General features: G+C 71.3%; 26 protein-coding genes. 12 read left to right on the top strand and 14 right to left on the bottom strand.

What is annotated here, in order from left to right; translation table 11 throughout:
• Positions 1–170 precede the first annotated feature (170 nt).
• The 5 genes from Q9R08_RS11245 (at position 171) to Q9R08_RS11225 (ending at position 5,671) form a co-directional block, all read left to right on the top strand.
• Positions 171–359, top strand: a complete 189-nt coding sequence (locus Q9R08_RS11245) for a hypothetical protein (protein ID WP_308868100.1) — start codon at positions 171–173, stop codon at positions 357–359.
• Between the two features lie 239 nt (positions 360–598).
• Complete coding sequence (locus Q9R08_RS11240; RefSeq protein WP_308868099.1) at positions 599–832, top strand: hypothetical protein; 234 nt, start codon at positions 599–601, stop codon at positions 830–832.
• A gap of 37 nt (positions 833–869) precedes the next feature.
• Positions 870–3,791, top strand: a complete 2,922-nt coding sequence (locus tag Q9R08_RS11235) for an ATP-binding protein (protein WP_308868098.1) — start codon at positions 870–872, stop codon at positions 3,789–3,791.
• 79 nt (positions 3,792–3,870) lie between these two features.
• Entirely contained in the window at positions 3,871–4,917 is a 1,047-nt protein-coding gene (locus Q9R08_RS11230) for an ATP-dependent DNA ligase (RefSeq protein WP_308868097.1), read from the top strand.
• Between the two features lie 7 nt (positions 4,918–4,924).
• Positions 4,925–5,671, top strand: a complete 747-nt coding sequence (locus Q9R08_RS11225) for an SDR family NAD(P)-dependent oxidoreductase (RefSeq protein WP_308868096.1) — start codon at positions 4,925–4,927, stop codon at positions 5,669–5,671.
• 46 nt (positions 5,672–5,717) lie between these two features.
• Here the strand turns inward: Q9R08_RS11225 and ligD are convergent, their stop codons facing one another.
• The 6 genes from ligD to Q9R08_RS11195 all read right to left on the bottom strand — a co-directional run bounded on the left by ligD (position 5,718) and on the right by Q9R08_RS11195 (position 10,093).
• Entirely contained in the window at positions 5,718–6,758 is a 1,041-nt protein-coding gene (gene ligD, locus Q9R08_RS11220) for a non-homologous end-joining DNA ligase (protein ID WP_308868095.1), read from the bottom strand.
• A 74-nt stretch (positions 6,759–6,832) separates the two neighbouring features.
• Complete coding sequence (locus Q9R08_RS11215; RefSeq protein ID WP_308868094.1) at positions 6,833–7,429, bottom strand: dihydrofolate reductase family protein; 597 nt, start codon at positions 7,427–7,429, stop codon at positions 6,833–6,835.
• 3 nt (positions 7,430–7,432) lie between these two features.
• Positions 7,433–7,909 (bottom strand): SRPBCC family protein, encoded by a 477-nt coding sequence (locus Q9R08_RS11210; protein WP_308868093.1) that lies wholly within the window; start codon positions 7,907–7,909, stop codon positions 7,433–7,435.
• Positions 7,906–8,292 carry an ArsR/SmtB family transcription factor gene (locus Q9R08_RS11205; RefSeq protein WP_308868092.1) on the bottom strand — a complete coding sequence of 129 codons (387 nt, stop codon included), beginning with the start codon at positions 8,290–8,292 and terminating at the stop codon, positions 7,906–7,908. Before Q9R08_RS11205 ends, Q9R08_RS11210 begins: the two co-directional genes overlap by 4 nt.
• 143 nt (positions 8,293–8,435) lie before the next feature.
• Entirely contained in the window at positions 8,436–9,623 is a 1,188-nt protein-coding gene (locus Q9R08_RS11200) for an SseB family protein (protein ID WP_308868091.1), read from the bottom strand.
• A 53-nt stretch (positions 9,624–9,676) separates the two neighbouring features.
• Complete coding sequence (locus Q9R08_RS11195) at positions 9,677–10,093, bottom strand: hypothetical protein (protein ID WP_308868090.1); 417 nt, start codon at positions 10,091–10,093, stop codon at positions 9,677–9,679.
• Positions 10,094–10,170: 77 nt separating this feature from the next.
• Between Q9R08_RS11195 and Q9R08_RS11190 the strand changes: the two genes are divergently transcribed.
• Positions 10,171–10,791 (top strand): MerR family transcriptional regulator, encoded by a 621-nt coding sequence (locus Q9R08_RS11190; protein ID WP_308868089.1) that lies wholly within the window; start codon positions 10,171–10,173, stop codon positions 10,789–10,791.
• A gap of 89 nt (positions 10,792–10,880) precedes the next feature.
• On the opposite strand, the gene Q9R08_RS11185 is transcribed toward Q9R08_RS11190, so the two are convergent.
• The gene (locus Q9R08_RS11185; protein WP_308868088.1) at positions 10,881–13,139 is read right to left on the bottom strand and encodes a carboxypeptidase regulatory-like domain-containing protein; all 2,259 of its coding nucleotides are present in this window, start codon (positions 13,137–13,139) and stop codon (positions 10,881–10,883) included.
• A 245-nt stretch (positions 13,140–13,384) separates the two neighbouring features.
• On the opposite strand from Q9R08_RS11185, the gene Q9R08_RS11180 reads away from it, so the two are divergent.
• The 3 genes from Q9R08_RS11180 to Q9R08_RS11170 are packed head-to-tail and all read left to right on the top strand — an operon-like array spanning position 13,385 to position 15,367.
• The gene (locus Q9R08_RS11180) at positions 13,385–13,906 is read left to right on the top strand and encodes an RNA polymerase sigma factor (RefSeq protein WP_308868087.1); all 522 of its coding nucleotides are present in this window, start codon (positions 13,385–13,387) and stop codon (positions 13,904–13,906) included.
• The gene (locus Q9R08_RS11175; RefSeq protein ID WP_308868086.1) at positions 13,893–14,900 is read left to right on the top strand and encodes a hypothetical protein; all 1,008 of its coding nucleotides are present in this window, start codon (positions 13,893–13,895) and stop codon (positions 14,898–14,900) included. The genes Q9R08_RS11180 and Q9R08_RS11175 overlap by 14 nt, the downstream gene beginning before the upstream one ends.
• On the top strand, positions 14,897–15,367 hold the full coding sequence (locus tag Q9R08_RS11170) for a peptidase inhibitor family I36 protein (protein WP_308868085.1): 471 nt from the start codon (positions 14,897–14,899) through the stop codon (positions 15,365–15,367). Before Q9R08_RS11175 ends, Q9R08_RS11170 begins: the two co-directional genes overlap by 4 nt.
• Before the next feature lie 12 nt (positions 15,368–15,379).
• On the opposite strand, the gene Q9R08_RS11165 is transcribed toward Q9R08_RS11170, so the two are convergent.
• Positions 15,380–17,857, bottom strand: a complete 2,478-nt coding sequence (locus tag Q9R08_RS11165; protein WP_308868084.1) for an ATP-dependent helicase — start codon at positions 17,855–17,857, stop codon at positions 15,380–15,382.
• 82 nt (positions 17,858–17,939) lie between these two features.
• A complete protein-coding gene (locus tag Q9R08_RS11160; RefSeq protein WP_308868083.1) occupies positions 17,940–18,821 on the bottom strand; it encodes a CHAD domain-containing protein in 882 nt (293 codons plus the stop codon).
• Positions 18,822–19,090: 269 nt separating this feature from the next.
• Between Q9R08_RS11160 and Q9R08_RS11155 the strand changes: the two genes are divergently transcribed.
• On the top strand, positions 19,091–20,614 hold the full coding sequence (locus tag Q9R08_RS11155; protein WP_308868081.1) for an insulinase family protein: 1,524 nt from the start codon (positions 19,091–19,093) through the stop codon (positions 20,612–20,614).
• Positions 20,615–20,704: 90 nt separating this feature from the next.
• Here the strand turns inward: Q9R08_RS11155 and Q9R08_RS11150 are convergent, their stop codons facing one another.
• A complete protein-coding gene (locus tag Q9R08_RS11150) occupies positions 20,705–21,388 on the bottom strand; it encodes a LuxR C-terminal-related transcriptional regulator (protein ID WP_308868080.1) in 684 nt (227 codons plus the stop codon).
• Entirely contained in the window at positions 21,381–22,709 is a 1,329-nt protein-coding gene (locus tag Q9R08_RS11145) for an ATP-binding protein (RefSeq protein ID WP_308868079.1), read from the bottom strand. The genes Q9R08_RS11150 and Q9R08_RS11145 overlap by 8 nt, the downstream gene beginning before the upstream one ends.
• A gap of 114 nt (positions 22,710–22,823) precedes the next feature.
• Here Q9R08_RS11145 and Q9R08_RS11140 point away from each other — a divergent pair, with 114 nt between their 5' ends.
• Both Q9R08_RS11140 and Q9R08_RS11135 read left to right on the top strand, forming a co-directional pair.
• The gene (locus tag Q9R08_RS11140; protein ID WP_308868078.1) at positions 22,824–24,368 is read left to right on the top strand and encodes a PspC domain-containing protein; all 1,545 of its coding nucleotides are present in this window, start codon (positions 22,824–22,826) and stop codon (positions 24,366–24,368) included.
• 8 nt (positions 24,369–24,376) lie between these two features.
• Positions 24,377–24,868 (top strand): hypothetical protein, encoded by a 492-nt coding sequence (locus tag Q9R08_RS11135; RefSeq protein WP_308868077.1) that lies wholly within the window; start codon positions 24,377–24,379, stop codon positions 24,866–24,868.
• Positions 24,869–24,921: 53 nt separating this feature from the next.
• Here the strand turns inward: Q9R08_RS11135 and Q9R08_RS11130 are convergent, their stop codons facing one another.
• The 3 genes from Q9R08_RS11130 to Q9R08_RS11120 all read right to left on the bottom strand — a co-directional run bounded on the left by Q9R08_RS11130 (position 24,922) and on the right by Q9R08_RS11120 (position 26,576).
• Positions 24,922–25,410 (bottom strand): glutathione peroxidase, encoded by a 489-nt coding sequence (locus Q9R08_RS11130; RefSeq protein ID WP_308868076.1) that lies wholly within the window; start codon positions 25,408–25,410, stop codon positions 24,922–24,924.
• Between the two features lie 19 nt (positions 25,411–25,429).
• A complete protein-coding gene (locus Q9R08_RS11125; protein WP_308868075.1) occupies positions 25,430–25,891 on the bottom strand; it encodes a MarR family winged helix-turn-helix transcriptional regulator in 462 nt (153 codons plus the stop codon).
• Positions 25,892–26,057: 166 nt separating this feature from the next.
• On the bottom strand, positions 26,058–26,576 hold the full coding sequence (locus tag Q9R08_RS11120; RefSeq protein ID WP_308868074.1) for a hypothetical protein: 519 nt from the start codon (positions 26,574–26,576) through the stop codon (positions 26,058–26,060).
• Between the last annotated feature and the right edge of the window lie 12 nt (positions 26,577–26,588).

Here is a 26,588-nt window from a genome sequence, read left to right as displayed (position 1 = left end):
CGGCCCTGGTCGCGGCTCGCCGCCTTAGTCCGCGGCGCGGTCGGTCTAAGGCACCCCGGCCGTCAAGACAAGGCGATCGCCCGATGGGGCGGACCCGCCTTAGCGAGGACAGTCGTACCTGTCAGCACAACCGGAACCCTCCGACGTTCCGCCGCAGACAGGAGAGACTCATGAACGACACCACCTTCACCGGCTACATCCTCGACCACCACCGCGCGGCCGACCTCGCTCGCGAGAACGAGCTGATGGTCGCGCAGCGCGAGCAGGGCCGCTCGGCCGAGCGCCCGCACGGTCGTGCGCTCGTGGCGTGGTTCCGCGCCGCGATCCACCGCGACCCGCGCACCGCCGCCGTCGCGTAGCCGCATCGCCTGCTCCGACTTCTGGCGGGGATGCGCACCCGGACCTGTGACCCGGGGTGCGCCGAAGGGAGCGGAGCCGACCGACTCCGCTCCCTTCGTCCGTCCGGCGACCGCCGCCCGATCTGAGACCGCGGATGCCGCAGATAAGGCATCCGCCCGATGGCCGCCCGGCCCCTTAGAGACGAGAGTCGACCTCGTACGGAGCCCGCCCGCCGCGAGCCGCCCGACAGGAGACGCACATGAACGACACGACGTACACCGCTTCGATCCTCGAGGCCCACCGCGCCGACGACCTGCGGCGAGAGGTCGCGCTGCGCGCCCAGCGCGCCGAGCGCGACGCCGACGCCCAGTGCCGGGTGGACGGCACCGCGGACGGCGGATCGCGCCCGGCGGTGGCCTCCGCCGCTCACGCCCGCCGAGGCTCCTGGCGGCGCCGCTCCGGCCGGCGGCCGTCGTCGCTCGCGACCCGGTGAGGCTCCGCCCGCGCGCAGGAGGTGCCACCATATGACCATGCCCGCACTCCACTCGAGCCCGCGCATGGTCGGCCGGCATGCCGAGCTGGCCGCGCTGCTCGAGGCGTTCGACGACGGCGTCGCCGGCGCCCCGCGCACCGTCGTCGTGCGCGGCGAGGCGGGGGTCGGCAAGACGCGACTGGTCCAGGAGTTCCTCGCTCTGGTCACTGCGGACCCGCTCGGCGCCCGCACGGCACCGGGCGAAGCGCCCGTCGTCGCCTTCGGCCAATGCGTCGACCTCGGGCCGATCGGCGCGCCGTTCGGCCCGATCCGTCGCGTGCTGCGCGACCTGCACGCCGCTGTGGGCACGGACGCCCTGCGCGACGCCGCGGGATCTGCCGCGGCGATCGCGAGCCTCGCAGCGCTCGTTCCCGGCATCGGCGACGAGCCCACGGAATCCGACGAGCCCGCGGGCCAGTTCGCGGAGGCGATCGAGGTGCTCCTCGAGCAGCTCTCGCGGCGCCGGCACGTCGTCGTCGTGCTCGAAGACCTGCAGTGGGCGGATGCCGCGACCATGGCGCTGCTGAAGACCCTGGCCAGCACGCTCCGCGGCCGGCGCCTCACCATCGTCGCGACGTATCGCTCCGATGACATCGACCGCTTCCACCCGCTGCGGCCGGTGCTCGCCGAGCTCGACCGCACCCGCTCGGTCGTGCGCGTCGAAGTGACGCCGCTCTCGCCCGACGAAGTGGCCGAGCAGGTCGCCCAGCTGGCCGGCGGTGTGGACCCGCGCGTGGTGGAAGCGCTCGCGGAGCGCAGCGGCGGCATCCCGTTCCTCGTCGAGGAGCTGGTCGACCTCGGCGACCGCGCCCTGCCCGACACCCTGCGCGAGCTCGTCCTCGCGCGTTACGCCCGCCTCGGCGCAGACGCGCAGCAGGTCGTGCGCACGATGGCCGCCGGCGGCGTGCACGTCGACGACGACGTGCTGGCGGCCGTGGCGTCGCTCGACGAGCGCGCGTTCGACCTGGCCGTGCGCGAGGCCATCGACACCCGCGTGATCGCCGCGGACGGCGCGGGGTACGTGTTCCGCCACGCACTCACCCGGGAGGCGGTTGAGAGCGAGATCCTGCCGAGCGAGCGGGTGCGCGTGCACCGCCGCTACGCCGAGCACCTTCGCGACCATCGCGGCGATTCGCCCGACGACGCGTCCGCCGTCGCCGAGCACTGGCTCGCCGCCCGCGACCTTCCGGCCGCGTTCGACGCGACCGTGGCTGCGCTCCAGCAGTCCCGGTCGAGGTTCTCGCCCGCGACCTCGGCGAAGCTTGCCGAGCGCCTCGCGGAGCTCTGGGACCAGGTTCCGGATGCCGAGACCAGGGCGGGCACGAGCCTGCCGGCCCTGCACCTCGCGGCGGCCCAGGCGTGGCACGACCTCGGCGACCCCGAGCGTTCGCTGAGGTCGGCCAACGAGGGGCTGGCCGTGTGCCCGGACGACCCGCTCATGCGCGCGGGTCTCCTGCGGCAGCGGTTCGTCGAGACCTTCAACCTCGAGCACCACGGCCGGCAGGAGGATCTCGACGAGGCCGTCTCGTTGCTCGAAGGCCTCGACGATCCCCGAGCGCGCATCCTGCTGTCGCGCGTGCTCACCAACATGGCGATCGACGAACACGGCGCCCAGGCCGCGGAGCACGCCGCGCGGGCGATCGCCCTCGCCGAGGAGGCCGGCGACGACGCCGCCCTGGCGGTGGCGCTGACGGTGGAGGCGTGGCGCATCTCCGGCGACGAGGACGACCAGCTGGGCGCACTCGTGCCGCTCGAGCGGGCGGTGACGCTCAAGCTGGACCCGTCGCTGCGGGCGTATGCGGGTTCCGCGCTGACCGGCCTGCTGCTGCAGGTGGGTCGCTTCGATCAGGCCGTGGTCGTCGGAACGCAGCACTATGGAGACGTCGCACGTGCCGGCATCGAACGCGGCTCAGGCGCGTCGATCGCGCATTCGCTCGCGTTCGCGCTGTTCGCGACAGGGCAGCCGGATGCCGCTCTCCGGTACGTGCAGCGCGCGCGACGGCTCATGACCCCGGTCGACGGCGCCTCGGTCGTGCGCCTCGTGGCGTCGCACCTCGCGTGGGACGACCGGGCGAGCGAGCGCGACGACCTGCTCACGACCGAGCGCGGCCGGATCGACGAGTACCGGCGCCTCTACCCCGAGAAGGGCGAGTGGTGGGCGATCGAGCACGCGGAGGCAGCGCTGACCCTGCACGGCGGGGATGCGCAGACGGATGCCGCGGCCGAAGTGCTCGCCGGCGCCGAAGCCGACGCGGGCACGCGCGGGACGCGGCGCTACGCGCTGGTGACCGCGGCGCTGCTGATGCTCGCGCCGGGTCGCCGCAACGACCCTGCAGTGCGGGCGCGCATCGGCGCGGCACTCGAAGGCTGGCCCGACAACGCGCTCGCGCGGCTGATGGAGCGGTTCGTCCGGGCGGTGCTCGCCGACGCCGACGCCGAACCGGCAGCCGGGCGGGTTGAGGCGTGGCGCGGGATCGTCGACGAGCTGGCGGACGGCGGCATGCCGGTCTGGTACCTGCAGACCGCACGCTGCCGGCTGGCATGGGCCCTCATCGACGCCGGCGAGCGCGACGAGGCCGCCGCACTGCTGACCGCCATCGCGGCCGAGGCGCCGGCGCTGGGCGTCGCGCGCGTCGGGCGCTGGGCCACCGAGCTCGCGACGCGGGCCCGTCTCGCGACGAGCGGGAACGGCGCCGAAGCGGGCGCAGGGATCGTCGCGACGCTCACGCCGCGGGAGCTCCAGGTGCTCGAGCTCATCGCCGAGGGGCTCACCAACCCGCAGATCGGTCAGCGCCTGTTCATCAGCCCCAAGACGGCGTCGGTGCACGTGTCGGCGATCCTCGCGAAGATCGGCGCCGCGAACCGTGCCGAGGCCGCAGCGCTGTACGCCGCGGCGGCTTCCGCGTCCGCCTCGGCCTGAACCGGCCGCATTGCGGCTGCGGCATCCGGCTCCGGGTCAGCACTGTCGGGTGTCGGCGGACCACGGCAGGATGGTGCGCATGCCGTACGAGATCCCCGCGCCGATGCTCGCGAAGTCCGTGCCCGACGTCCCCGATGCGGCGAAGGTGCCGGCCGGGCTCAGCTACGAGCCGAAGTGGGACGGGTTCCGCGCGCTCGTGTCGTGGGACGGCGAGAACGTCGAGATCGGCTCGCGCGGGGCGAAGCCGCTGACGCGCTACTTCCCCGAGCTCGTCGAGGCGTTCGCCCGGGTCCTGCCCGAGCCATGCCTGCTCGACGGTGAGATCGTCGTGCCGGTCGACCGCGACGGCCGGCGCCGGCTCGACTGGGAGTCGCTGTCGCAGCGCATCCACCCCGCGGCATCCCGCGTCAATATGCTCGCCGAGCAGACGCCGGCGATGTTCATCGCGTTCGATCTGCTGGCCGTCGGCGACCGCGATCTGCAGAACGAGCCGTTCGCGACCCGGCGCGAGACCCTCGTCGACCTGCTGAGGCACGTGCCCGATCCCGTCCACATCACGCGCACCACCGACGACCCCGATCTCGCGCGGCGCTGGCTCGCCGAGTTCGAGGGTGCCGGGCTGGACGGCGTCGTCGCCAAGCCGCTCGACCAGCCGTACGCACCAGGCAAGCGCACCATGTTCAAGATCAAGCACGCCCGCACGGCGGATGTCGTGGCGATGGGCTACCGCATCCACAAGTCCGGCGAGGGCGTCGGCTCGCTGCTGGTCGGCCTCTACGGCGAAGACGGCACGCTGCTTCCCGTCGGCGGCGTCGCCGCCTGGAGCAACGCGCGCAGGCTCGAGCTCATCGACGAGCTGGCTCCGCTGGTCGAGCGCGATGCCGAGGGCCAGGCGCTGCGCGGCGAGGGCGAGAAGTCGCGCTTCCAAGCCGATCGCGCGGACTCGTCGTTCGTGCGGCTGCGCCCCGAGCGCGTGCTCGAGGTGCGCTACGACCAGCTCGAGGGCTGGCGCTTCCGCCACACGGTGCAGTTCGAGCGGTGGCGTCCCGACCGCGACCCTCGCTCGTGCACGTACGAGCAGCTCGAAGTCGTCGCCGCCTACGACCTGGCCGACGTCCTGGTCTGAGCCGACGATGGCCGGTGCTCGCTCCCCCTCGTTCGTCGTGACCGGTGCGAGCGGCGGCGTCGGCGCCGTCATCGCCGAGCACCTCTCGTCGATCGGACACGTGGTCAATCTCGACCCGGCGCCCGCTGCGGAGGCGAGTTCGCGAGTCCATCACCTCCCCGGCGACGCAGGCGATGCTGCCGCGGCCGCGGCTGCCGCCGACCTTGCCGAGACGCACGGCGAGCTGAGCGGCTGGGTCAACAACGCCGCCGTCTTCCGCGACGCAGGCCTCGCCACGGCCTCCGCCGACGAGATCGGCGCCCTCGTCACGCTCAACCTCAGCCTCGCCCTCGTCGGGTGCCACACCGCGGTGCAGCACTTCCTCACCCACGAGCGGCCGGGCTCGATCGTGAACGTGTCGTCCCACCAGGCGCAGCGTCCGGTCCGCGGCGCGTTGCCGTACGCCACCGCGAAGGCGGCCGTCGAGGGGCTCACGCGCGCAGCTGCCGTCGACCACGGCCCGCACGGCATCCGCGTCAATGCGGTCGCGCTGGGCTCGATCACGACCGAGCGCTACGAGGAGTACCGGCGTGCGCATTCGGATGCCGACGAGCAGATGGCCGCGCTGCACCCGCTCGGGCGCATCGGCCGGCCTCTCGACGTCGCCCGCGCGGTCGCCTTCCTGCTGTCGTCCGAGTCGGACTTCATCACCGGAGCGGTCATCCCCGTCGACGGCGGACGCGCCGCCCTCGGCTTCGACCCTGAAAGCACCTAGCTCTCAACGCCGAGCGGCGGGACGACCGCGAGGATCGGTGAGGCCTTCACTCATCCTTCGGCCAGTTCTCGGGGTTGATGCGGCTCGGCTGCACGCGCGGCGGCTCACCCGGCATCTTCGGGAAGTCGGGCGGGAAGGGCAGCTCGCCGAGTCCCTCGCCGAGGTCGCGCTGCCACCACTCGAGCAGCGTGTCGATGCGTCCCGGCTTCGCCAGCAGGTCGGCCCACGGGTCGCCGATCTCGGCGAGGCGCTCCGGCACGGTACGCACCGTGAAAGCGGTCGGGTCGACGCCCGCCTCGAGCTCGTCCCACGTGAGGGGCGTCGACACGGTGGCCGCGGGCAGCGCCCGCGGGCTGTAGGCACCCGCCATCGTCCGGTCGCGGTTCGCCTGGTTGAAGTCGATGAAGATGCGCTCGCCGCGCTCTTCCTTCCACCAGTTCATCGTCACCTTGTCGGGCAGGCGCCTCTCCAGCTCACGCCCGGCGGCGATGACGGCGTGGCGCACGTCGAGGAACTCCCACTCGGGCTCGATCGGGCAGAACACGTGGATGCCGCGGTTGCCGCTCGTCTTGAGGAACGCCGTCAGACCCGCCTCGGCGAGCACGTCGCGCATGGCGGGCGCGACGGCGGCGGCATCCGCGAAATCCGTGCCGGGCTGCGGATCGAGATCGATGCGCAGCTCTACGGGGTTATCGGTGTTCGCCGTCAGCGACGCCCAGGGGTGGAACACGATGGTGTTCATCTGGACCGCCCAGACCGCCGCAGCGATCTCGGTGAGGATGATCTGCGGATGCCGTCGCCCGCTGTTGTAGGTGACCGTCTGCGCTTCGACGAAGCCGGGCGCCCCCTTCGGCGGGTTCTTGGAGTAGAACCGCTCGCCGTCCACCCCCTCGGGGAAGCGCTCGAGCGACACCGGCCGGTCGCCGTTCGCGGCGAGGAACGGGCCGCTCACGGCGATGAGGTACTCGGCCAGCTCCTGCTTGGTGATCCCCAGCTCCGGCCAGATCACGCGGCGGGGATTCGAGATCCCGACCTCGCGGTCGCCGTCCGGACCGGGAACGGTGAGGGTGATGCGCTCCGACGCCATGGTCCGACGCTAGCGGGCAGCTGCGACAGAGGCCACCCGCCCGGGGGGGGTGGCGACCGCCACCGCGCGCTCGCCTACCGCTCGACGGGGAACACCATGTGCGTGACCCGGGTGCTGGGGATGATCGTCGTAGGGTCGCCCAGCCGCGCGGCGGCGGGGTCGACGTCGGCGAAGTAGCGGTGACCGCTGCCGAGCACGACCGGCACGAGGTCGACGGCGACCTCATCGACGAGGCCGGCGGCCAGTGCCTGGCCGGCCACCGTGCCCGCCGCGAGGGCGACCGTGCGGTCCCCGGCGATCTCCTGCGCCCGGGCGATCGCCGCCTCGATGCCGTCGGTCACGAAGTGGGCGTTGCCGGTGTGGGCGTGGGCCCAGTCCGTCGGTGCCGCGTGGGTGAGGACGACGAACGGCACGCCGAGCGGATGCTCACCCTTCCAGCCGTCGGTGATGTCGAACAGCAGCCGTCCGACGACGAGACAGCCGATCTGGCCGACCCAGTCCCGCCAGTAGTCGGCACTCGTCGGGGTGAGGTGGAACGCCGCGGGCTCGCTCGCGGTGACGACCTCGACGTCTCCGGCCTCGTACCAGTCGAACAGCCGCCCGGGGTCGTTGTCCTCGTGGGCGACGAAGCCGTCGAGCGACATGGATGCGGAGCAGACGACCTTGCCCATGGCTCAGCTCTCCGCGGCGAGCAGCTCGTCGAGCTTCTCGTAGCCTTCGCGCATGCCGCGCTCCATGCCCTCGGACTGCATGGCCTCGAGCGCCTCGATGCTCGAGAACACGCTGTGGTCGGCGATCCGCGAGCGGCCGCCCTCGAGCGACTCGAAGCGGATGGCGTCGATGCTCACCTGGTCCGGCCAGCCCTCGTACTCGAACGTCTGGATGATCAGCTCGTTCTCGCGGATGGTGTGGAACACCCCGCGGAAGGCGTACTCGCCGTTGCCGTCGCGCTGCACGAAGCGGTACCCGCCGCCCGTGCGGAAGTCCCAGTGGGTGATCTCGGTGCGCTCCTCGCCCGGGCCGATCCACTGCCGGAACAGCTCCGGATCGGCGTGGGCGCGGAACAGGGCCTCGACCGGCGCGTCGAATTCGCGCGTGATGTCGGCGTACGAGGTGCCGGGAACGGCCTCGATGATGAGCGGGTTGCTCATGATTCCTTCTCCTTCTTCGTGTCGGTCGTGCGAGGGGTCCGTGAGGGAGGTGACGCGGGGACGGTCCCCGCGGCCGCCAGCACCGCGTCGAGCCGCCGGTAGGCACGCTCAGCGTCGAGCCGGTAGCGGTCGATCCACGCCGTGAGCTGCTCCAGGGCGGCCGCCTCCAGATGCACGGGGCGGCGCTGCGCGTCGCGAGACCTCGTGACGAGGCCGGCGTCTTCGAGCACCTTGATGTGGCGAGAGACGGCCTGCATGGTGATCGGGAACGGCTCGGCCAGCTGGCCCACCGTGGCGGGGCCCCGGCTCAGGCGTGCGATCATCGCGCGGCGCACGGGGTCTCCCAGTGCGACGAACGCCCGATCCAGCTCCTGATCGTCCATTGATCAACTCATCCCTTTATCAACGTCTATGTTGAATAGGTTACGCCCGGACGCGCGCGTGTCAACCCCCGGAGGCGGCGCCGGACCGAACCGTCGGCAGTGAGCCGGGACAGGTGAGCGCGCCGGAACAGGCGAGCGAGCCGTCAGGCGGTCAGGGCGAGCACCGGGGCGAGCTCGTCACGGGTGACGCGGATCCACGGACCCGCCGGGTCCACGACGACGCCGGTGATTGCTGCGTCGCCGCGCAGCGCGCGGGAGAGCTGGGCGCCGGTGATCGGTGCGGCGTTGTCGCCGCGGCCCATGACGGCGACCTCGAGCGGGTGCGAGTACACCTCGAGGTACCGCGCCCCGTCGGCGTCACGACCCTCAGCGAGACCCGGTACTCCGCCTTCCGCCGTGCCGACGGCGACCCACAGCGGCACGTGCGTCAGAGCCTCCGCCACCTTGCCGGCGACCTCGGGCGTACGCTCGGCGGCGAGCAGCGTCTTGACGGTGAGCTTCGGGTCGGCCTGATCGACGGCGCGCTGCAGCAGCTCCTTCGGCAGCACGGCACGCGACGGCGAGGACGCGGGGTCGATGATGATCCCGTCGTACGAGCTCTCGAGGACGTGCCGCAGCACGGTGAGCACCGGCTGACCCATGGCCGAGGTGTCGGTGTCGCCGTCGGCCTTGAGGCTGGCCTGCAGCGCTGCGCCGCTCGAGTACACGAGGGCGAAGGTGCGTTCGCCGGCGTTCGCGACGGCGAGCGGCAGTCCCTTGCCCTCGGCGAGAAGCGTGCGCGCGTCGCCCTTGACGCGCAGGAAGACGTGCCCCTGCAGCAGCTGGCGCGCGACGTCCAGCAGCGCCTGCGACGCGGGCGCATCTCCGACGCGGCCGAGCGCCGCCCGCAGCAGGACGTTGTCACGGAGACCCGGAACGGTCTCGGTCTGCTCCGGTGCCGTGCGCATCCACTCCCGCGTGCCGAGTCGCGGACGCGGGCCGGACGGCATCGGCTGGTCGCTCTCGGCCGGTTCGTGCGGTGCCGCGGGCCGAGTGGCGGCAGGCGTCACGCCGAGACCGCCGAACGACGAGACCGAGATCGACACGCCGGCCGCAGCATCCGCATCCCCGCCCGCGACGGGTGGGGTCGCGTCGCCGCCGCCGCCGGGGGTGGCCTGCTCGCCCCCCGCGGTCGCCGCGTCCGCGGACTCGCCGCCGGATGCCTGCTCGCTCACCGTGGGAGCCTCGGGAGCGGGGCTCGCGTCGCCGGCCGCCGCCTCGGCCGGCGACGGCTCGGGTGAGGACGTCGACTGCTCGGCGGGCTTCTTCGGACGGCGCGAGAACAAGGCCATTGTGCGAGCCTAACCCTCCGCCGCGAGGCCCATCGCCGGTTCCCAGCGCAGGCTCAGCCCAGTGCCGAGACCCCCGCGACGATCACGCCGACCCCGACCGCCAGAAGGGATGCCGCGAGCACGACGACTCCCGCCCACAGCAGTGCGATCGCGCGCCCGGGCCGCTCCGGGTCGCGCCCGAGCACCGAGAGGAAGAACCCGCCCGGAATGAGGATCGCGCTGACCAGCACCCCGACCGACGCCCACTGCCAGACGAGCGCCGCGCCGGCGGCCGAGGTGAGCAGCAGGCTCACCAACCCGAGCAGCACGAGCACGCCGGCGTGGGCGTGACCCGCGCGGAAGAAGGTTTTCTGCAGCCCGTTGAACGGGAGACCGCCCGAGGCGATCCGCAGCAGGAAGGTGCCGCCCGACATGACGCCGATGACGGTGAGGATCGTCGCGCCGGCGACGATCGTGAGGATCGGGTCCATCGTGACCTCCGTTGGATAGTTACGATCTCCAATATTAGATAGCTATAGTATCCACCACAAGCGTCGGGAGGGCCGTGATGAAGATCTCTGAGCTGTCGGAGCGGAGCGGTGTCCCCGTGGCGACCGTGAAGTTCTACATCCGCGAGGGCATGCTGCCGCGCGGACAGACTCTGTCGGCGACGCGCGCCGAGTACGGCGAGGAGCACCTTGCCCGCCTGCGGCTCATCGCGGCGCTCGCCGACGTGCGCGGCCTGCCCCTGGTGCGGGTGCGCGAAGTGCTCGACCTCGTCGATTCCCCGCTCGACGACCCGATGGAGACGCTCGGACGCGCCGTCGGCGCGCTTCCGCCCTACGTCGAAGGCGGGCGCGACGACTACCCGCGTGCCCGCGAGGCGATCGCAGCCCTCGACCTCACCTACGACGCCGACTTCACCGCGGTGGCTCAGCTCGACGAGGCGCTGCGCGCGCTGGATGCGGCGGGATTGGATGCCTCCCCCGCCGTGCTCGGCCGCTACGGCGACGCGATGCGCAAGGTCGCGGCCCAGGAGGTCGCACCGATCGCGGGCATGTCGCCCGCCGACGCGGTGACCTACGCCGTGCTGGGCACGGCGATGTACGAGCCGGTCATGCTCGCGCTGCGCCGCCTCGCGCACCACCACCTCCTGGTGGAGCGGAGCGCCTCAGCACCCGGTCGGTGAGCGAGCGGAGCGAGACCGAACGCGCACGGAGAACCGCCGAGGGCCGACCTCTCCTCGGAGAAGCCGGCCCCTGGTCGCCGATGAGCGCTCTAGCGCGTTGCGACGGGCACGGTCGGCGCCGACGTCTTCATGACGATCTGGTATCCCGGCAGCGATCCGGTCACGACGACGGTGAGGCGCGCGCCCGCCAGCTCAGGCGTGATCTCGAGCGACGCGCCGGTCTCGTTCGTGATGGGTTCTCCGTCCGCGAGCCACTGGAACGCGAACTGCGTGCCGTCGGTCCACCCGCGAGGATGAGCCTTGACGACAGCGCCGACGCGCAGCGCACCGGTGATCTTCGGAGTCGACGAGTCCAGCACCGGAAGGGCGGCTGACCCGAGGACGGCGTCGATCCCGCTGCGCTGCTCGGCGTTCGCAAGCCGGATCGGGGTCGCCGAGTCGGAGTCCGCCGCGTCCTCCCACCATTCCGTGACGAGCAGGCCGTCGATCTCGGCGGAGAACGACACCCGGTAGGTGCCCGCGGGCAGCGACGTCATCGACCATGCTCCGCTGGCATCGGTCTGTCCGCCTCCTCCCCACGTGCCGGCGTCGACGGATACGCTGACGCCTTCGAGCGGATTCCCCGCCACATCGGTGACAACGCCAGAAAGCGATGCGGAGTTCGTCTCGAGCACGGAGCCATCCTCGACCGAGAGGACCGCGTCGATCCCCGCCAGTGTTGCCCCCGCGACAGTGACGAGGTCGTCGGCGGATGCGAGGTCGGGCGCGTTGTTCCACCACTCGCTCAGGAACGCCTGCTCACCCACCTGGGTCCGGAATTCCAGGCGGTACGAGCCGGCATCGAGCCCCTGGAAGCGGTACGAGCCGTCGGGTCCCGTCCACGCGTTCGCGAGCCAGGTGCCGTCGACGGCGTGCAAGGTCACCTGAGCGTCGGTCAGCGGCGCTCCGCTGCCATCACGAACGACTCCACTGATCCCTGCTCCCGGCGAGAGCACAGGACTGACCCCTTCGAAGACCTCGCCTGCCTCGAGCGTCAGCACTGTCGCTGCCGCCTCCGTCTTCGCCTCGTCCCACCACTCGCCAGCGACGTTCGTCGCGGCCTGGTCCGTCTCGAACTGCACGCGATACTCGCCGGGCGCGAGACCGCTCAGCGAGTAGGTGCCGTCCGGCGAGGTGCTCACCCCGGTCGGGAAGCCTGTTCCATCGCTGGTGGCCGGGCGCGCCCAGACCGAGACGTTCCCCACCGGCTGCCCCGCCTCATCGGTGACGACGCCGGCGATCGTCGCCCCCACCGTGAGTTCGCCGTCGACGGACGTTGTCGATCCGGCTTCCACCGTCACGGAAGTAGCCGACCAGACGTCGGCCGCATCGTCGTACCACTCTGCGAGTAGCGATCCCCAACTCGAGAACTGCACCTTGTACTCACCAAAGGCGAGCCCCGTCACGCTGTAAGCACCCGATGCATCGGTTGCTGCCGAACCGACCCAATCGCCGATACCATCGCTGCTCGCGCGGTAGACACCGATGTACACGTTCGGCGCCGGAGTGCCTGTCGTGTCGGTCACGACACCGGAGATGGACCCGGCCGCCGCGAGCACGGCGTCGATTCCCGACACCGAGCCAGCGCTGGAGACGGTGACGACTTCCGCGTCCGCGCGAGAGGCGGCATCGTCCCACCACTCGCCGGCGACCGGACCGCTCACGCCGAGCGGAGCGAACTCGATCGCGTAACCGCCGGCCTTCAAGCCGGTCAGTTCGTAGACGCCCGCTGCGTCGGTGTTCGTGTAACTGCGCCAGCTCCCTGAGGCCGGATCCAGCGCCCGAACGGACACGCCCGGCACTGGTGCACCGGACTCATCGGTCACCGTGCCGCTGATCGTGGCGCCGGGGCTGAGGCTCGCACTGATGCCGGTGATCACTGTGCCGTCAGCCACGGTGAGGGTCGTCGCCGACCAGACGTCCGCGGCATCCTCCCACCACTCGGGCGTCAGGCTCGCCGACGCGTAACCGGTCTGGAACTCGAGCCGGTACTCACCGTCGCGAAGTCCGGCGAGGGAGTAGGCGCCGTCCGCGCCGGCGGGTGCCGACGACTCCCACATCCACGTGCTCCAGTCCGCCCGGTAGCGGTGGGCGACCACCTGCACACCCGCGGCCGGCTCGCCGGCTTCGGTCGTCACGACGCCCGAGATCGAACCGCTCGCGGTCGACGGCTCGGGCGGCGGATCGGATTCCAGGCCCCACGCCGGCTGGCCGCCGATCAGTCCGGCCACGATCGCGCCTGTGAGCGCGACGATCGACCAGGTGCGGGCGGCGGGCGCGAACGCCCGGCTCGGCGAGGGAGCGGTCATCGGTCCTTCTTTCTTTTTCGGCTGCCACGCTCTGACCTTTCCCCGGCCAGGACGGGAGCGCTTGCGGTGTCCACCGGTCATCCGGGCGCACCTGAACATGTTGTTGTGTGAGCGACTCGGATCCTGACGCCCCAGCGTCACGATTCGATAACGGCGTCCGCGCATTCTCCATACGCCACGAGCGTCCGGTGCGGCAGGGCCGATGTGTTGTGCGTACGCTGATCGCTCAGCCGTAAGGACCTCGAGTGACCGATTCCCCCGACTCGACGGCGACCGTGGAGTCGCTGTTCGCAGCGCACTATCCGTCGTTGGTGCGGTTCGTGTTCCGCCGGGTCGGCGATCGGCAGCTCTCCGAGGACCTCGCCGCCGAGTGCTACGTGCGGGCGCTCGGTCAGTCGCACCGCACCACCATCAACGCAGGATGGCTGTACGGGACCGCGCGCAACCTGATCGGCGACGCCTACCGCCGACGGGATCGCGAACAGCGCCTGCTCCAGACGCTCTCGACGGCGGTCGCGGAGTCGCCCGAGACCGACCACTCGGCGCTGGTCGACGCACTGGCGGAGCTCACCGCGCACGACCGCGAGCTGCTGGTCATGCTGCATATCGACGATCTGCCGCCCGCCGACGTCGCGACTGCTCTCGGCGTCTCGCTGCCGACGGTCTGGAAGCGCGGCAGCCGTGCGCGAGAACGCCTCCGTACCCTCCTGATGCGTGCCGGACACCGGCCGTCCGAAGGGAGAGTGATCCCCGTTGAGGTGGAGTGATGAGCAGATCGCGGCCGAGCTTCGCGCCCTCGACCCGGCGAGCGATCTCACCGACGACCGCATCGATGTCGCGCGCGCACGGGCGAAGATCGCGGCTGCGGCTGCGGCTGCCGCGCCCGCTCGGCGCTCCCGGCCCGCTCGTCGGCGCACGATCCTCGTGTCGACGCTGGCGGTCGCCTCTGTCGCCGCCATCGCGATCGTCGTCCCCCTGTTCGGCGTGCACGCCCCTCCGGCGGCGGCCGACGGCCCGCCACCCCTCCCGTTCGAGCCGCTCGACGCCACGGTCGCGGAGGTGGTCGACGACGCGATCGCGACACAGCACGAGGATCCCTCCGGCGTCTCTGCGCCGCTGCGCGAGGCGAGCTCGATCGGCTGGTTCGCCGACATCTACATGAACGCCGGCAGCAACGGCCTCAAGACGATCCGCCCCGAGAATCGCCACCTCGTGTGGTCCGAGGACCTGTCCGGCGAGCTCACCGTCACGGCCGGCACTGCGTATGGTCCCGACGGGTCGCCGATTCCGGACTCGAAGCCGACCGCCGGCACCGTGATGGAGCAGGAGCGCTTCGACCCCGGAGAGTTCGCTCCCCGCGACGCCACGGCGCCCGACACCGACCCGACCCGGCTCACGACACTCCTCAACACGTTCTCGAACGGTGAGACCACGACCGGAGCGGCGGACCACCTCACGGGCGTCACCACGCTGCTGGACACCTGGACCGTTCCGGACGACGTCCACGCCGCGATGCTGGAGGTGCTCCAGCAAGACGGTGATCTCACCGTCGAAGGCACGACGACCGACCGCGCGGGACGGCCCGCCATCGGGCTGCGGGCGACGTCGCAGGCGGCGCCCTGGTTCGACAGCATCGTGCTCATCTCCACTGAGACCGGTCGGATCATCGGCATCGAAGGCGTCTACACCGGACTGGCCGATCAGCTCCCGATCCCGACGGGGACCGTCACCAACTACACGCTCTGGGAGGCCGCACCATGAGGCGTCTGCTCCTCGTCGCCGCGGTCTCCGCGGCGCTGACCCTCTCGCCGACGGCGGCAGCGACGGCCGCCGAGCCCGACCTCGACCCCGACGTCGCGCATGCCCTCGACGCCCTGCCCGGCGGGGTGCTCGTCGACGAGTCGACCGTGCAGTGGCCGCGACTGGGCATGACCCTGACCGTCGCCGCCGAGTCCGTCCTCAGCGTCGGCACCTGCAGCACCGGCTACGTCTGCGCCTACTCGGGTTCCAACCGTTCCGGAAGCCGGCTCAGCTTCGCGGGATGCTCGGTGTGGTCCACAGCGGCTCTGCCCAGCGTGGGCTCCGTCGCGAACGCCCGCACCAGCGGCTGGGTCACCGCACGCAACGCGTCGGGCGCGAGCATCGCGTACGCCGGCTACGGCATGTCGGTGAACACGCCCGCCGGCGTGACCAGCATCGCCTGTGCCGGCGACGGCGTCACGTTCTGACGCACCGGAGGATCAGAGCTTCGAGATCGGCGCGATCTTGATCAGCAGCTTCTTGGGCCCCGCCACGTCGAAGCGGACGTGCGCCACGCGCTTCGCGCCCTCGCCCGTGACGGCATCCACTCGACCCTCGCCGAAGTCGTCGTGCCGGATGCGGTCACCCGGCGCCAGCTCGAGATCGCCGTTGTCGCGCACCTTGGAGGGGATCTTGTTCGCGAAGCGCTCGAGATTGCCGGTCGGTTCGCGGCGCGCCAGCGGCACGAGATCGTCGCCGTAGCGTTTGCCTGAGCCAGACCCCGACCCTCCGAAGCCGCCGCGGCGGGCGTTGAGCGCGCGCGACTGGGTGCCGCCGCGGGAGTTGACGTCGCCCGGCGACTGTCGCCAGTGCAGCAGCTCGAGCGGGATCTCCTGCAGGAAGCGGCTGGGCATCGCGACCGTGACCTCGCCGAACTGGGCGCGGGTCATCGCCAGTGAGAGGTAGAGACGCTGACGAGCGCGGGTGATGCCGACGTAGAAGAGCCGCCGTTCCTCCTGCGGCCCGCCCGGCTCCCCCGCCGAGATGCGGTGCGGGATGAGGTCCTCCTCGACACCGGTGACGAACACCGCGTCGTATTCGAGGCCCTTGGCGGTGTGCAGGGTCATCAGCGACACCGAGCCCGAGGCGTCCTCGAGGTCATCGGCATCCGACACGAGCGCCACCTCGGTGAGGAAGTCCAGGAGCGTGCCCTCGGGGTTGTTGCGCGCGAACTCACGCGCCACGGCGACCATCTCGTCGAGGTTCTCGATGCGGGCCTCGTCCTGCGCGTCCTTGCTGGCACGCAGCGCGTCGTAGTAGCCGCTCTTGTTCAGCAGCAGCTGCAGGCCGTCGGCGACGGCGGTCGGCGGCGCGAGCTCGCCCGACGCGGGCAGCATGATCTCCGTCGCCTCGGCGAGGACGGCGTCGAGATGCGCGATCGCCGCCTGGATCTTGGGGCCGACGCCGAGCGCCGACGAGTTGGCCAGCGCGTCGCGGAACGTGATCTGCTGATCGACGGCGTATCGCGAGATGGTCTCGATGGTCACATCGCCGATGCCACGTCGAGGCCGGTTGATGATGCGGCGCATCGCCATCTCGTCGGCGGGATTGGCGACCGCCACGAGGTACGCGAGCGCGTCCTTGATCTCGGCGCGCTCGTAGAACTTGGTGCCGCCCATGATCTTGTACGGCAGCGCGGAGCGGATGAAGATCTCCTCCAGCGCACGGGACTGCGAGTTGGTGCGGTAGAACACCGCCATCTGCGAGTAGTCCACGCCCGCCCGCCGCAGCGCCTCGATCTCGTCGGCGACGAACTGCGCCTCGTCGTGCTGCGAGTAGCCGGTGAAGCCGATGATCTTCTCGCCCTCGCCGACGTCGGTCCACAGACGCTTGTCCTTGCGGTCGAAGTTGTGGCTGATGACGGCGTTGGCGGCCGACAGGATGTTCTGCGTCGAGCGGTAGTTCTGCTCGAGCAGCACGACCTTGGCGCCCGGATAGTCCTTCTCGAACTCGCTGATGTTGCGGATGTCGGCGCCACGGAACGCGTAGATCGACTGGTCGGAGTCGCCGACGACCGTGAGCGACGCGCCGTCCTCGGCGGCCGGCTCGGCCTCGAAGATCATCATGCCGCCGGATCCGGCGAGGGGTGCGGCATCCGACCCGGGCGGGCGGGTGAGCTCGTGGATCAGCGCGTACTGCGCGTGGTTGGTGTCCTGGTACTCGTCGACGAGCACGTGCCGGAACCGCCGTCGGTACACGTCCGCCACCTGCGGGAAGGCGCGGAACAGGAACACCGTCTGTGCGATGAGGTCGTCGAAGTCGAACGCGTTCGCCCGCTGCAGCTCGCGCTGGTAGGCGGCGAACAGCTCGACGAAGACCCGCTCGGCGGGATCGCTCATGTTCGCGGTGCGGGCGTAGGACTCGGCATCCGCCAGCTCGTTCTTCAACTTCGAGATCTTGCCCTGCGTCGCGGCCGGCGTGAGCCCGAAGGCGTCGGCCTCGTGCTCCTTGACGAGCCGCTTGATGAGCGCACGGGAGTCGCCCGAGTCGTAGATCGTGAACGACTTCGTGAACCCGAACTGCTCGGCCTCACGGCGAAGGATGCGCACGCACGCCGAGTGGAAGGTCGAGATCCACATGCCGCGCGCCGAGTCGCCGACCAGGTGCTCGACGCGCTCGCGCATCTCGCCCGCGGCCTTGTTCGTGAAGGTGATGGCCAGGATCTGGCTGGGCCATGCCTCGCGGTTGCGCAGCAGCGACGCGATGCGCCGCGTGAGCACACTGGTCTTGCCCGAGCCGGCACCGGCCACGATGAGCAGCGCCTGCCCGCGGTAGGTGACGGCTTCGCGCTGCTGCGGGTTGAGTCCGTCGAGCAGGTCCTCGTCGGCGCGCGCGCCGGGGCGCGGCGCAGCGCCGCCGTCGAGAACGATCGGACCTATGGTCCCCGCAACGGGCGCGGTGGGAGTGGCGTCGGTCATGTCCCACCAAGTCTAGGTCGCCCGGCCGACACCGGCCGGGCGGGCTGCCGGCCCCGCATCCGCAGACGTGAGCCGCCCTATCTCACGGAAGGCGGGATGCCGCGGCCTTCAGTCGCCGCATCGCCTGCGGGACCTCGTCGAGGCGTTGCGCGGCCTCCTCCCTGGCCACCTCGGCGATCCTGTCGTAGGCGTGCGACAGCTCCCCCGCGCGTCCGGCGAGGACTGCCTCGTGCTCGACCCGCTGCGCGAGCAGCGTGGTGTCGCGGTGCGCCCCGAGAGCATCGTGGATGTCGTCGCCGGCCTCGACGAGTGCCTCGATCTCGTTCGTGCCCAGCCCAGGAGCGGCATCCGTGACGGATTCCGCCACGTAGCGCATGCGACGTGCGGCCTTGCGGAGGTCGTGGTATCGCGCATCCGTGCCGTCGAGGCGGGACTCGGCCTTCTCCACGCGACGCGCCTGTCTCGCGACCGCTGCGACCAGCACCTCCGCGGCCTCGCGATGGGGCTCGACGGGATTCGCCGCTTCCACGAACTCGCGCAGCAGTCGAGCGCGCTCCTCGGCGCGCGGAGAGGCTGCGAGCTCCACGAGCCGCCGATGAGCCACCGCGTACGCCTCCTGCTCGCTGCCGACGAGCCGCCGCTGCACATCCGGATCGTCGACCCCCGCCCGCGCGATCATCTCGCCCGCGACCTCGGCGCGCACCTCGATGTCGCGCACGACGCCGAGCTCGCGGCCCCACTCCGCGTAGGCCACGCGCACCCGCTCGGCGGCGCGGGCATCGAGCGCGTCCCGGAAGCCGCCGAGCACGCTGCGCAGGCGCCTCACCCGCACGCGGTGCTGATGCACACCGTCGGGCTCGTCGGCGACGGCGGCCGGCAACGTCGCATCGACCTCGTCCGCGGCGCGGCGCACGATCTCCCCGAGCACCTCGCCGAGCGTCGGACTCCCCTGCGGTCTTCGCACGTCCCGAGCCTAGAGATGCCGGCCACGTCGCGCGATCCTCACCTTCTCCGACGAGTGACCATGCTCCGAACCAGCGGCCGGCGTCAGAGTCGGACACCCGATGCCGATCCGCAGCGGAGTGGTGGCCGCGTAGACGCGGCCGCGCAGATGGCTGCCGAGCCCTTCCGCGCGGCTTTCCACAGGCCCGGAACACTGCGGGTCAAATCCGACAGGATGAGACCGTGGATCTCCCGTCATACTCGCGGACGACGCTCGCCAGCGGCGTACCTGTGATCAGCATCGACGCGCCGACCCAGTTCGCGGCGGCACTCGTCTTCGGAGTCGGGAGACGGGATGAAGCCCCGCGAATCGCAGGGGTGGCGCACCTGGTCGAGCATGTCGTGATGTCTCGCGTGAGACGCGTCGGCGCCTTCACGAACGCGATGACGACCGATAACGCGATCGTGTTCTTCGCGCAGGGCGAGCAGTCGCAAGTCTGCGACTTCCTCGGTCAGATCGCTCAAGCCTTGCGGGGTCTCGATGCCGTAACGGTCGAGGAGGTGGAGGCGCAACGTCGCATCATCGCGGCGGAGCTCGGAGAACTCGACGAATACCCGGGCAGAGGGCATCTCCTCGATCGCTTCGGATCTCGCGGACTCGGCCTCATCGATCTCGGGTCTCCTGCTCATCGGTCTCACACCCGGGAGATGATTCTGGAGTTCGCGGGTACATGGCTGCATTCGCAGAACGCAACACTGACGGCCTCAGCGCCACTTCCCAAGGGCTTCGATCTGGCGCTCCCCCAGCCCACATCAGCGCTCGGCGACCGTGACGCCGGCGACATAGGTCAGACCGGTTGGGCGGTCAGTCCGGGACTGCCCATCGGCATCTCGATGGTGCTGCGCAGCCATCATCGAAGCTCTCTTGTGGCCTCGGTGGCGGTCCTGGGAGAAGCGCTGACTCAGGTTCTCCGCACAGACCGCAAGATGATCTACAGTGTCACGCCGTACGTCGTCGACATCGATCCGAGTTCGCGGCTGGTGCTGTTCGCGCTCGACCCGCCATCCGACGACATCCTGGGCGCCGCCGTGGCGGCGATGGACGTCGTGCGATCACTCGCCGCCGACGGTCCGGATCCGGAGCTGCTGAGAGTCGTGCTGGCCGATTGGCAGACGGTCGTCGCCGACCCGCAGGCCCACGTCGAGGCACTGGTGGACGTGGCGGCTTCCGTGCTCCGCGGCTACCGCGATCCGGATGACATGATCGTGCCGGACGTGAGATCCCTCACGGGCTCCGACATCGCTGAGACGATCCGGACCGCGCTGCCCACGATTCTCCTGACTATCGGAGAAGTCGCCGACCCGCGGGCAACGCTGGAAACACTCTCGGAGACGCTCGGACTGGACCCGGTCGCGCAGACGGAAGGGCACTACGCGCGAATGAACCGGACTCGCATGGCGCGGGCGCTCCTGCAGCGTGATGTCGACCTGGTCAGTCCGAAGCCGTTCCGGGGACTGCGGGGCCATCAACTGATCCTGGACGCCGAACGAGTCACGTACGTGATATCCGGGCAGAGCATGGTGGAAGCACGCCTGGACGAGGTGGTGTTGGCAGGCGTGAACCAGACGACCGGCGCATGGGACCTCACAACCGCGAACGGAGGAGGCATGGGGATCGTCCCTCGCGACTGGCGTGGCGGTAAGAGAGTGACCGAGCGTCTTACGGCGGCCATCCCCGCCCACCTTCGGTATCCGGTCGCGATGAAGTCAACCGAACCGGATGAGGCCGATCGGGTGGTGGCGGCAGCCTACTGAGCGGGGCACAGGGGCGGGGCGACCTTTCACTCGCGCATCGCGATCGGCAGACTACGCGGAGATGGATGCCGCGGGCGCGCGCCGTCGGGGTCAGAGCAGGCGACGCTCCGATGCCCACGCCGTCAGCTCGTAGCGCGACGACAGCTGCAGCTTGCGCAGCACGGCCGATACGTGCGACTCGACCGTCTTCATCGAGATGAACAGCTCGGCCGCCACCTCCTTGTAGGCGTAGCCGCGGGCGATCAGCCGCATCACCTCCTGCTCGCGCGCCGACAGGCGGTCGAGCTCGTCGCTGGTCGCGGCGGTCTCGCCGACGGCGGCGCCGAAGGCGTCGAGCACGAAGCCCGCGAGGCGCGGCGAGAAGACGGCGTCGCCCTCGGCGATGGCGCGGACGGCGCGGCTGACCTCGGCTCCGGACGACCCCTTCGTGATGTAGCCGCGGGCGCCGGCGCGGATGACCCGCACCACGTCTTCCGCGGCATCCGACACGCTCAGCGCCAGGAAGCGTGTCGTCGGCAGCACGGGTCCGGCAGCGCGGATCACCGCTTCACCGCCCGCCGCGTCGGGACCGGACGCCGCGGCCCCCTGTCCAGACGGCAGGTGCACGTCGAGCAGCACGACGTCGGGCCGGGTCGCCTCGATCACCGACACGGCGGAGGCGGCATCCCCCGCCTCGCCGACGACCTCGATCGAATCGTCGAGGTCGGCGCGCAGGCCGGACCGGAAGATCGAGTGGTCGTCCACGATCACGACCCGCACCGGTGCCTCAGCCATGCGCCTCCTCCGCTCCCGCTTCAGAATCCGCGGTGCTCACGCGGGCAGTCGCTGCGCCGGGCGCGCCGGCCGCTGCCGCAAAGGGGACAGGAGCGGTGACGAATCGCAGGTGCACCTCGGTGCCTCCACTCACTCCGCGGCGCACGGTCGCGGATCCCCCGGCGCGCCGCATCCGGCCGAGGATCGATTGACGGATGCCGAGCCTGTCGGCCGGAACATCGTCGAGGTCGAAGCCCGGACCGCGATCGCGGACGTACACGTCTACGGCGTTCTCGTTGCCCTCGATGTACACCGATACGTCGCCACCGGCGTGGCGGGCGGCGTTCAGCATCGCCTCGCGCGATGCGGCTGCGACCTCGCCGCTCGCGCGCTCCGCCGGCAGTCCCGCCGAGACGACGTCTATGCGCACGGGGTAGTCGAGCTCGAGGGCGGCGGCGTAATCACGCAGATCGGTGGCGAGATCGCTGTCGGCGGGCGCGTCGCCGTCGTAGAGCCACGCGCGCAGCTCGCGCTCCTGCGCGCGGGCGAGGCGGGCGACCTCGCTCGAGGCGCCCGCGCGGTTCTGGATGAGGGCGAGGGTCTGCAGCACCGAGTCGTGCAGGTGAGCGGCCATCTCGGCGCGCTGCTCCTCGCGGATGCGACGCACGCGCTCCCCCGACAGCTCGCGCCATTTGTCCACCAGCATCGAGGAATACACCAGCACGATCCCCACGAGCGGCATCAGCGCGTAGACGAAGCCGGCCACTCCGACCTGCTGGAGCGTCGAGAGCTGCGCGAGCAGCAGCACGATCAGCACCACGGTCACCGCGGCACGCACGGCGTTCTCGTGCCGCGGACCCCGCGTCGGGTCGCGCCGATCGACCAGGGTGGCCCAGCTGCCTGCCGCGACCGCCAGCGCCGTCGCGACGAACACGCCGCCGATCCACCCGGGCAGCGAGGCGCCGACGACGCCGTTCCCGGCGAACACGGCGATGGCCGCGACGGTCGCCAGCGTGGCGACGATGGACCCGGCCGTGAGGATCCACGCCACCGGCGCACGGCGCGTCGGCACCTGCGGGCCGTACGCCTTGACGGCGGGGTCACCGGTTGCGACGTCGTCCCACGGCATGAAGAGCCACAGCCACGCGTACAGCAGCACTCCGGCGCCCGAGACGAGCGTGAGCGCCAGGAAAGCGGTGCGCACCAGCCAGACGGGCCAGCCGAGATGCCGGGCGAGCCCGGCGGAGACGCCCGAGACCACGCAGTCCCGTGGCCGACGCAGGGCGGGACGCTCGAACGCCGCGTGCACCGCGGGGGCGGTGACAGTCGCGTTCGAGGGCATGCCGCCATCCAATCACCGCCCGCCGCCCCCGACCACACCGGGGCACCAGGATCAGGGAAGGGTCAGGGGATCACCCCATAGCGGGCACCGTCTCGCCGCCGCCAGGGTGGAAGCATGACCGACACCACCTCCGCTCCCCCCGCCGATCCGGGACCACCGCCGACCGCGCCTCCCGGCGCGCAGACAGGCTCCGACCGGTTCTTCGCGTGGGTACGAGGCCTCGGCATCGTCCGCGGCGACGCATGGCTGGGCGGTGTCTGCGGCGGCCTCGCGGCCCGCCTCCGGATCGACCCCCTCATCGTGCGCGGCATCTTCGTCGTCGTAGCGCTGCTCGGGTTCCCGGCACTGCTGGTCTATGCGATCGCCTGGGCGCTGCTGCCCGACACGGACGGCCGCATCCACCTCCGCGAGCTGTTCCACGGCCGCTACGACCCGGCGATGACCGGCATCTTCATCCTCACCGCCGTCGGCTTCATCCCGGTGGTGCCGTGGCTGCGGAACCTGCTGCTGTGGCCCGTGTGGGCGGCGTTCGGCGGCGGGTATCCGTCATCGATCTGGGACGTCGGATCGCCCCTCGGCGGCTTCGGGGTCATCATCGCGCTGGCCCTCATCGGGCTCGCCACCTACTTCATCGTCCGGTCGGCCCGCGCCGATCGCTCCCCGTGGGCGGGTGCGCAGACGGCTTCCGCGCAGCCCGCCCCCACCGTCGCGTCTCATTCGGGTGACGACGCGACCTCTCCCCTCGCGGCAGCTGCCGCGGGCGTCGTGGACTCGGCCGGTCGGGCGCCGGCCGAGTCCGCGACGGAAGCCACGGGCACCGACGACCCGCAGGTCGCCGATTGGCGCGCCCGGCAGGAGGCGTGGCGCACCGAGCACCACACGTGGCAGCGCAGCCAGCAGGACGCCGCCCGCGCGGCCCGCGAGCAGGCGCGTCGCGAACGTGAGAGCGCGGGAACGGCCTTCGCCCGAGAGGCCGAGGAGCGTCGGCGCATCCGTCAGGCCACGCGACCGCGCACGAGCTTCGTCTTCGTGCTCACCGTGCTCGGGGCGGCGCTCGTCGCCGGCGCCCTCGCCGTCCTCGCCGCCGTCTCCACTCCTTTCGCCGGAGCCATCGGCGTCTTCACCGCGGCCCTGGTCACGGCCCTGGCGATGGTCGTCGCCGGCGTGGCCCGCCGCCGCAGCGGCTTCCTGACCGCCGTGACGATCGTGCTCCTCGTGGTCGGCGGTTCGGTGGCCGCGGCATCCGGTCACGACCGTCTCGTGGTCGGCAACGTCGATCTCGGCACCGCCAGCTACGACCAGGCCGTCGTGCAGCCGTTCGGCAGCACGACGCTCTCCGTCTCGCCGCTGTCCGGCAGCCGAGACGTCCGGGCAGGCGACGTCGTCGTGACCAAGGGCTACGGCTACACCTACATCGAGGTGTATCCGGGCACAGCGCTCGAGCTCGACGCGACGCTGGGCAGCGGCGCGCTGGAGTACAGCCGCGTGCCGGGAGGCGACGGCGCCGACGTCGAATCGGGCACCGTGGAACCCGGCAGCGACGGGAACCTCAGCTGGAGCGTCCGCAGCGAAAACTCCGCCACCGATGCCGTCACGACCCAGCACATCACCCTCGACCAGCGCAGCGGCTCGGTCGAGGTCACCGTCTACGAGAAATGAGGCCCGCCATGAGCACTCCTGAGACTCCGGATGCCGCACGCGGCGCCGACGCGACCACCCCGGTCGACGACCTCACCCCGCCCCCGCCGGAGTCGCCGGAGTCGCCCAGCGTCCTCCCGCCGGCGTTCACCGGGACCCTGCCACCCGCGTGGGAGCCGCCGACGGCGGCGTCCGACCGCTTGGGAACCGCGGAATCCGACCCGCCTGGGGCCGCGGCATCCGTCGCCCTCTCCCGTCCGCGGGTCCGCTGGGCGGGCATCGTGTGGGGCCTGGTCCTCGCCACGATCGCCGCCGGCGCGGTCTGGTTCCTCACCGACCCTGCCCGCCAGGATGCGCTCGCGTCCTGGCTGGTGTCGCTCAGCCCCGCCACCACGATCGCCATCGGCGTGCTCGTGCTCGGCGGGTTCGCCCTCATCACGGGCGTCGTGGGCATCGCGCGCCGCGCGCAGCGCGGCATCGAGCAGCGACGCACCTCCGCGTCAGCCGCCGGTCTGCGCTGACCCGCGGGCCGAGGTCTCGCGCGACCTCGGCCCGCGCCGCCGAAGCGGCGCGCCTACTCCCCCGGCAGCCAGGCCTCGATGGCCTCGACGACCTCGGGAGCGTCGGGCTTGGTCTGCGGCGAGAACCGCTTCACCTCACCCGACGGGCTGACCAGGAACTTCTCGAAGTTCCATGTGATGCGGCCCTTCTTGCCGTCGACGTCGGGCGTGCCGGTCAGCTCCTGGTAGAGCGGGTGGGCGTTGCGGCCGTTGACGCGTACCTTCTCGGCCATCGGGAAGGTGACGCCCCACGTGGTCGAGCAGTACTCCGCGACCGCCTCTTCGGTCGAGAGCTCCTGCAGGAACTGGTTGCTCGGAAAGCCGATCACGGTGAAGCCGCGGTCGGCATACGCCTTCTGCAGCGCCTCGAGCTGTTCGTACTGCGGAGCCAGCCCGCACCGCGATGCGACGTTGACGACGAGGGCGAGCCGTCCGTCGGCGAGCTCGCCGAAGGTGGTGCTCTCTCCGTGGATCGTGGTGACGGGGATCTCTTCGAGGGTCATGCGTTTCCTTCCTTGCCGTTCATGAGGCGATGGATGCCGCGCGCGCGTCGTACTCGCGCATCGAGGTGCGCAGCGACCGGAGCGTTCCGATGACGGACTCTGCGTCCGCGGGCGTGACCTGCATGGCCTCCGCGACGCAGCGCTCGATGTGGCCCAGCTCGCCGCGCACGGCGAGGGCGTGCGCGGTGGCGGTGATCCGCACCGAGCGGCGGTCGGTGGACCGGTGCTCACGCTCGAGGTAGCCCATGCGCTCGAGCCGTCCGACGAGGCCCGACACGCTGCTCGCATCGAGACAGAGCGCCTCAGCGAGCTGGCCCGGCGACACCTCGTCGCGCTCCCACACGACCGCGAGCACCATGAGCTGCTGATAGGTCAGCCCCCACGGCTCCAGCAGTTCGCGGTAGAGCTGCAGGGTCGTCTGCATCGACGTGTACAGCGCGAAGCACACCGACGATTCGAGCGGCGTGGCGGTCGTCGTCATCGCCAAAGCTTTGCATACAAACTATTGGCATACAAGGTACTTGCTCCCTGCACGAGGGCCGCATGCAGACGCACTCCCGCACAAAAGCGTTCGCGCCGCGCGCCCCGAGGCACACGGCGCGAACGCGGTGGATCCGGCGCCGCCGCAGGCCGGCGACGCCGTGGGATCACTCGGCGACGAGGCTGCTGCAGCCCTCGTCACCCGAGCCCACGCAGACCACGAGGGTCTCGGCGTCGACGAGCGCCTCGGGCACCTGGAAGCTCCACACGAACGTGTAGGACTTCTCCGGCGTCATGGGCACGTCGACCGAGCGCTGCGACAGGGCGTCGGCCGAGAAGGACTCGTCCTCGGTCGAGCGCAGGACGGGCGCGACGTCGACGTCCGAGAGGTCCTCGTCGGTGACCCACTGGGCGACGTTGACGGTGACCCACTGGTTGCCGGCTTCCGGCTCGTCCAGGACGGCAGCAGCGCTCTCGTCGGGGACGATGCTGCTCCACACCTCGAGCTCGTTGCCGTCCGCGCCGACGCGCTCGCCGGCGGCCGCCGGCTCGGTGACCGACGACTCGACGACCGATGACGCGGCCGACGTAGGCGTGGCCTCGGGCTCGGCGGTCGACGCGCAACCGGCGAGGAGCAGGCCGGAAACGGCGGCGATGGACAGGAGTGCTGTGCTTCGTGAGCGCATGGGGAATACCTC

Origin of the sequence: Microbacterium psychrotolerans (genome assembly GCF_031085295.1) — a bacterium.
Classification (GTDB): domain Bacteria; phylum Actinomycetota; class Actinomycetes; order Actinomycetales; family Microbacteriaceae; genus Microbacterium; species Microbacterium psychrotolerans.
Note: the sequence above shows the minus strand (reverse complement) of the source record. Positions and strands in the feature narration are given on the sequence as shown.

Bases quoted from the DNA above. Each gene is read 5' to 3' on its own strand.
- Q9R08_RS11145 (WP_308868079.1), bottom strand. From the start codon at position 22,709: ATGCCCTCGAACGCGACTGTCACCGCCCCCGCGGTGCACGCGGCGTTC.
- ligD (WP_308868095.1), bottom strand. From the start codon at position 6,758: ATGGCGTCGGAGCGCATCACCCTCACCGTTCCCGGTCCGGACGGCGAC.
- Q9R08_RS11170 (WP_308868085.1), top strand. From the start codon at position 14,897: ATGAGGCGTCTGCTCCTCGTCGCCGCGGTCTCCGCGGCGCTGACCCTC.
- Q9R08_RS11215 (WP_308868094.1), bottom strand. From the start codon at position 7,429: ATGGGCAAGGTCGTCTGCTCCGCATCCATGTCGCTCGACGGCTTCGTC.
- Q9R08_RS11135 (WP_308868077.1), top strand. From the start codon at position 24,377: ATGAGCACTCCTGAGACTCCGGATGCCGCACGCGGCGCCGACGCGACC.
- Q9R08_RS11240 (WP_308868099.1), top strand. From the start codon at position 599: ATGAACGACACGACGTACACCGCTTCGATCCTCGAGGCCCACCGCGCC.
- Q9R08_RS11225 (WP_308868096.1), top strand. From the start codon at position 4,925: ATGGCCGGTGCTCGCTCCCCCTCGTTCGTCGTGACCGGTGCGAGCGGC.
- Q9R08_RS11230 (WP_308868097.1), top strand. From the start codon at position 3,871: ATGCCGTACGAGATCCCCGCGCCGATGCTCGCGAAGTCCGTGCCCGAC.
- Q9R08_RS11125 (WP_308868075.1), bottom strand. From the start codon at position 25,891: ATGACGACGACCGCCACGCCGCTCGAATCGTCGGTGTGCTTCGCGCTG.
- Q9R08_RS11200 (WP_308868091.1), bottom strand. From the start codon at position 9,623: ATGGCCTTGTTCTCGCGCCGTCCGAAGAAGCCCGCCGAGCAGTCGACG.
- Q9R08_RS11210 (WP_308868093.1), bottom strand. From the start codon at position 7,909: ATGAGCAACCCGCTCATCATCGAGGCCGTTCCCGGCACCTCGTACGCC.
- Q9R08_RS11205 (WP_308868092.1), bottom strand. From the start codon at position 8,292: ATGGACGATCAGGAGCTGGATCGGGCGTTCGTCGCACTGGGAGACCCC.
- Q9R08_RS11130 (WP_308868076.1), bottom strand. From the start codon at position 25,410: ATGACCCTCGAAGAGATCCCCGTCACCACGATCCACGGAGAGAGCACC.
- Q9R08_RS11235 (WP_308868098.1), top strand. From the start codon at position 870: ATGCCCGCACTCCACTCGAGCCCGCGCATGGTCGGCCGGCATGCCGAG.
- Q9R08_RS11185 (WP_308868088.1), bottom strand. From the start codon at position 13,139: ATGACCGCTCCCTCGCCGAGCCGGGCGTTCGCGCCCGCCGCCCGCACC.
- Q9R08_RS11195 (WP_308868090.1), bottom strand. From the start codon at position 10,093: ATGGACCCGATCCTCACGATCGTCGCCGGCGCGACGATCCTCACCGTC.
- Q9R08_RS11150 (WP_308868080.1), bottom strand. From the start codon at position 21,388: ATGGCTGAGGCACCGGTGCGGGTCGTGATCGTGGACGACCACTCGATC.
- Q9R08_RS11140 (WP_308868078.1), top strand. From the start codon at position 22,824: ATGACCGACACCACCTCCGCTCCCCCCGCCGATCCGGGACCACCGCCG.
- Q9R08_RS11165 (WP_308868084.1), bottom strand. From the start codon at position 17,857: ATGACCGACGCCACTCCCACCGCGCCCGTTGCGGGGACCATAGGTCCG.
- Q9R08_RS11120 (WP_308868074.1), bottom strand. From the start codon at position 26,576: ATGCGCTCACGAAGCACAGCACTCCTGTCCATCGCCGCCGTTTCCGGC.
- Q9R08_RS11190 (WP_308868089.1), top strand. From the start codon at position 10,171: ATGAAGATCTCTGAGCTGTCGGAGCGGAGCGGTGTCCCCGTGGCGACC.
- Q9R08_RS11245 (WP_308868100.1), top strand. From the start codon at position 171: ATGAACGACACCACCTTCACCGGCTACATCCTCGACCACCACCGCGCG.